The sequence below is a fragment of the Klebsiella sp. 4_1_44FAA genome (genome assembly GCF_000238715.1).
Classification (GTDB): Bacteria; Pseudomonadota; Gammaproteobacteria; order Enterobacterales; family Enterobacteriaceae; genus Klebsiella; species Klebsiella pneumoniae.
In genome coordinates, this window is record NZ_JH414807.1 from 1 (window position 1) to 4,244 (window position 4,244).

The 4,244-nt window shown below is 53.3% G+C and carries 5 protein-coding genes and 2 pseudogenes; 3 read left to right on the forward strand and 4 right to left on the reverse strand.

Annotated elements, in window-relative coordinates:
- Positions 1 to 380 precede the first annotated feature (380 nt).
- Together mobB and mobA are read right to left on the reverse strand one after the other, a co-directional pair.
- Positions 381 to 887: a molybdopterin-guanine dinucleotide biosynthesis protein MobB gene (gene mobB, locus HMPREF1024_RS03080; RefSeq protein WP_002882596.1), complete on the reverse strand. Its 507-nt coding sequence runs from the start codon at positions 885 to 887 to the stop codon at positions 381 to 383.
- Positions 884 to 1,465 carry a molybdenum cofactor guanylyltransferase MobA gene (gene mobA / locus HMPREF1024_RS03075; RefSeq protein ID WP_004178039.1) on the reverse strand — a complete coding sequence of 194 codons (582 nt, stop codon included), beginning with the start codon at positions 1,463 to 1,465 and terminating at the stop codon, positions 884 to 886. Before mobA ends, mobB begins: the two co-directional genes overlap by 4 nt.
- Before the next feature lie 71 nt (positions 1,466 to 1,536).
- Here mobA and HMPREF1024_RS03070 point away from each other — a divergent pair, with 71 nt between their 5' ends.
- From HMPREF1024_RS03070 to dsbA, 3 genes are all read left to right on the forward strand, one after another.
- A complete protein-coding gene (locus HMPREF1024_RS03070; protein WP_002882612.1) occupies positions 1,537 to 1,806 on the forward strand; it encodes a YihD family protein in 270 nt (89 codons plus the stop codon).
- Positions 1,807 to 1,881: 75 nt separating this feature from the next.
- The gene (locus tag HMPREF1024_RS03065) at positions 1,882 to 2,868 is read left to right on the forward strand and encodes a serine/threonine protein kinase (protein ID WP_002882726.1); all 987 of its coding nucleotides are present in this window, start codon (positions 1,882 to 1,884) and stop codon (positions 2,866 to 2,868) included.
- 27 nt (positions 2,869 to 2,895) lie between these two features.
- Positions 2,896 to 3,537: a thiol:disulfide interchange protein DsbA gene (dsbA, locus tag HMPREF1024_RS03060; protein ID WP_009309719.1), complete on the forward strand. Its 642-nt coding sequence runs from the start codon at positions 2,896 to 2,898 to the stop codon at positions 3,535 to 3,537.
- Between the two features lie 29 nt (positions 3,538 to 3,566).
- On the opposite strand, the pseudogene HMPREF1024_RS0127580 reads toward dsbA, so the two are convergent.
- Both HMPREF1024_RS0127580 and HMPREF1024_RS03055 read right to left on the reverse strand, forming a co-directional pair.
- Positions 3,567 to 3,905, reverse strand: a pseudogene (locus tag HMPREF1024_RS0127580) (acyltransferase); the annotation flags it as partial.
- Between the two features lie 15 nt (positions 3,906 to 3,920).
- Positions 3,921 to 4,244: pseudogene (locus tag HMPREF1024_RS03055) on the reverse strand (IS1-like element IS1X2 family transposase); the annotation flags it as partial.

The window sequence follows — 4,244 nt, forward strand, 5'->3', positions numbered from 1 at the left end:
GGGAACTGCCAGGCATCAAATAAAGCAGAAAGCCCGGTCGAAAGACCGGGCTTTTTGTTTTATCTGTTGTTTGTCGGTGAGCGCTCTCCAGAGTAGGACAAATCCGCCGGGAGCGGATTTGAACGTTGCGCAGCAACGGCCCGGAGGGTGGCGGGCAGGACGCCCGCCATAAACTGCCAGGCATCAAACAAGTGAAGAGCCCATCCTGCCGGATGGGCTTTTTGCGTTTCTGTCGTCCGGCCAGCGTGCCGGCATGTCCCCCCGGTGGCGCTGCGCTTACCGGGGCTACGGATCCGACACGGGGCTACGTCCCTGTGGCCGGACAAGGTGCGCAGCACCGCCTCCGGGAAAATCCCTCCTATATCACCGTCGATAAATGACTATTGCCTCTCTAACCAACTCACAATAAATGTCGCGATCTGTGGTACATCATTTAAATCCAGCAGCGGAAGTGAGGTCGCGATCGATACATCGCTGGCCACGGCGATGGTATGCTCATCAATTACCAGCTCTTCTACACGATGGCCGCTGTTTTGCCGAAAAAGCAGGATCTTCGGCACGGGTTCATGTTTGAACCCCTCCACTAAAACCAGGTCCAGTTTGCTGGCATCCATTCGACTGACCAGCCACGTGAGATCTAATTCCGGCTTCTCTGGCGTCTCGGTCATCAATGCCCACCGCTGTTCGCTGGCGACAATAGTTTGCGCAGCGCCCGCCTTACGCAGTTCATAGCTATCTTTGCCCGGCTTATCCACGTCCATATCATGATGGGTGTGCTTTATCAGTCCCGGGCGTAATCCTAGAGCGCAAAGCTCAGGGATAAGACGCTTTAATAATGTTGTTTTTCCGGTACCGCTCCATGCGGCGATCGCCAGTAATGGGATCATGATGGCTCCTGCATCTGCTGCAAATCTTCGAGCGTATTTACATTAATGAAAGCAGTTTTCACATCGCTGAAATTCACCGGGCGCCCACCCATTTGTCGCATAAAAACCATCACCCTGCGCTCTCCATGTGCCAGATAAGCCTCCAGTTCCGGAATGATTTGACGATGAACTAATGCAACGGCAGGATGATCCCGTTCGCCGTCATGGGCCCAAACGACCGGTGCGTCCCCTCTCTGCTGGATAAAGCGCTCCACCAAAAAGGACGGAATGAACGGCGTGTCGCAGGGGCAAAAAACAAACCATGGGCTCGCGACCTGCTGCATCACAGCAAGCATTCCGGCCAGCGGCCCCTGATAACCCTCCTGTATGTCTCGAAAGACCGGATATCCGCTGGCACGCCACTGTTCAAGATGACGATTGGCGCTAATGACTAACTCATCTACCTGCGGGGCTAATGCTTCCGCGACGTGTCGCCAGAGAGGGCGACCATTTAGCGCCTGTAATCCTTTATCAATGCCGCCCATCCGCGTGGCCCTGCCGCCCGCCAGCACGACGCCGGTTATCGCCTCGCTTTGCATATGAATATCGCCTCTTTCATTGTGGGATTGACCCTGTTAACTTGTCCCTATCAAGAGTAAGGAGCATGACCATGAAATGTAAACGTCTGAATGAAGTAATTGAACTCCTCCAGCCAGCCTGGCAAAAAGAGCCTGAACTGAACCTGATGCAATTTTTGCAGAAGCTGGCGAAAGAGGCCGGCTATGATGGCGAACTGAGCGATCTTTCCGACGATATTCTGATCTATCACCTGAAGATGCGCGACTCTTCCAAAGATGCTGTCATCCCGGGTATTCAGAAGGATTATGAAGAGGACTTTAAAACCGCGCTGCTGCGCGCCCGCGGGGTAATAAAAGAGTAAAAGGTTGTAAGCGCTACCGCGTAAAGTGCAATGAGATGATATCCTGAACTATTCGTACGATTATCGGATGTCAGGATGCACGATAAGGCTTTTACTTTTCAGACGCTTCGCCCGGATACCATTATCGATGGGTTATTCGATCTGGGTATGCGGGTGGACTCCGGTCTCACCCCGCTAAACAGCTATGAGAACCGCGTTTATCAGTTCCAGGACGAAGAGCGCCATCGCTATGTGGTAAAGTTCTATCGTCCTGAGCGCTGGTCCGCAGAACAGATCCTTGAAGAACACCAGTTTGCGCTTCAGCTTGTAGAAGATGAAGTGCCCGTTGCTGCGCCGCTCTTATTTAATGACAGCACGCTTCATCAGCATCAGGGATTCTACTTTGCCGTTTTCCCAAGCCTTGGCGGTCGTCAGTTCGAAGCGGATAACCTTGATCAGATGGAATGGGTTGGCCGCTATCTGGGGCGCCTGCACCAGACGGGCTGCAAACAGCGCTTTACTGCCCGCCCGGAAATTGGCGTGCAGGAGTACCTGCTGGAACCGCGTCAGGTGTTTGAGCAGGCGACGCTGATCCCCTCTGGCCTGAAGGCCGATTTCCTGAAGGCGACCGATAAACTCATTGCTGCCGTCATGGAGCAATGGCACGGCCGCGGGAACACGTTGCGCCTGCACGGTGACTGCCATGCCGGTAATATCCTCTGGCGCGACGGACCACTGTTTGTCGACTTAGACGATGCGCGTACCGGCCCGGCGATTCAGGATCTGTGGATGCTGCTCAACGGCGATAAGGCTGAACAGCGTATGCAGCTGGAGACTATTGTCGAGGCCTATGAGGAATTCAGCCCCTTTAACAGCGATGAAATCGCGCTGATTGAACCTTTACGCGCTATGCGACTGGTTTATTATCTGGCGTGGTTGCTCAGACGCTGGGACGATCCCGCTTTCCCGGTCAATTTCCCCTGGTTAACCGGGGAGGATTACTGGCGGGGGCAGACGTCGACTTTTCTTGAGCAGGTGAAGGTTCTACAGGAACCCCCGCTTCAGTTAACGCCAATGTATTAATGTGATATATCCAGGAGAGAGTAAATCATGAAAAAAGTTTGGCTGGCGCTGGCTGGTATGATTCTGGCTTTTAGTGCATCCGCTGCCCAGATCACCGACGGCAAGCAGTACATCACCCTTGATAAGCCGATTGCTGGCGAGCCGCAGGTGCTCGAGTTCTTTTCGTTCTACTGCCCGCACTGCTACCAGTTTGAAGAAGTGCTGCATGTCTCTGACAATGTGCGCCAGAAACTGCCGGAAGGCACTAAAATGACCAAATACCACGTTGAGTTCCTGGGTCCGCTGGGCAAGGATCTGACGCAGGCATGGGCGGTGGCCATCGCGCTGGGCGTTGAAGACAAAATTACTGCGCCGATGTTCGAAGCCGTGCAGAAAAACCAGACTGTGCAGAGTGTGGCTGACATTCGTAAAGTGTTTGTCGACGCTGGCGTGAAAGGGGAAGACTACGATGCCGCATGGAATAGCTTCGTGGTGAAATCTCTGGTCGCTCAGCAAGAGAAAGCGGCAGCCGATCTGCAGCTGCAGGGCGTACCGGCTATGTATGTTAATGGTAAATACCAGCTGAATCCGCAGGGGATGGACACCAGCAATATGGATGTCTTCGTCGCTCAGTATGCGGATACCGTGAAGCAACTGGTAGAGAAGAATAAAAAAAACGCCGGTCACTGACCGGCGTTACTTTATCTGTTTTGTAATAGCTACCGTTCTTTGTCCCTCATGATGTCAGTCAACTGACGGTCTTTCTCTTCCCATAGGCCATTCAGCCAGCGCTGGAAGCTGCGCTTAAAGTTCTTATCGTTAACGTAATCGCCGTGCAGCTCTTCGCCAATAGGGACCAGATTGATACGGACCACAATGCGCGTCAGGCGGCCGCTTAACATATCGTAAAATGGTCTTGTATGATTATCCGGGTAGCACAGCGTGACGTTCAGCAGTTTATCGAACTGCGAACCGAGTACGTTGAGCGCCATGGCGATACCAGCGGCTTTCGGCGGTAACAGGTTGTGGTAAGGAGAGCGCGTTTCGCGCTTTTTTTCGGTAATGACTCCAACTTACTGATAGTGTTTTATGTTCAGATAATGCCCGATGACCTTGTCATGCAGCTCCACCGATTTTGAGAACGACAGTGACTTCCGTCCCAGCCTTGCCAGATGTTGTCTCAGATTCAGGTTATGTCGCTCAATGCGCTGAGTGTAACGCTTGCTGATAACGTGCAGCTTTCCCTTCAGGCGGGATTCATACAGCGGCCAGCCATCCGTCATCCATACCACGACCTCAAAGGCCGACAGCAGGCTCAGAAGTCGCTCCAGTGTGGCCAGGAGTGCGTTCACCGAAGACGTGCGCCACAATCGTCCTCCGTATCCTGTCATACGCGT

Excerpts from the sequence above, each read along its gene's own strand:
- mobB (WP_002882596.1), bottom strand. The coding sequence starts at position 887 with ATGATCCCATTACTGGCGATCGCCGCATGGAGCGGTACCGGAAAAACA.
- mobA (WP_004178039.1), bottom strand. The coding sequence starts at position 1,465 with ATGCAAAGCGAGGCGATAACCGGCGTCGTGCTGGCGGGCGGCAGGGCC.
- HMPREF1024_RS03070 (WP_002882612.1), top strand. The coding sequence starts at position 1,537 with ATGAAATGTAAACGTCTGAATGAAGTAATTGAACTCCTCCAGCCAGCC.
- HMPREF1024_RS03065 (WP_002882726.1), top strand. The coding sequence starts at position 1,882 with ATGCACGATAAGGCTTTTACTTTTCAGACGCTTCGCCCGGATACCATT.
- dsbA (WP_009309719.1), top strand. The coding sequence starts at position 2,896 with ATGAAAAAAGTTTGGCTGGCGCTGGCTGGTATGATTCTGGCTTTTAGT.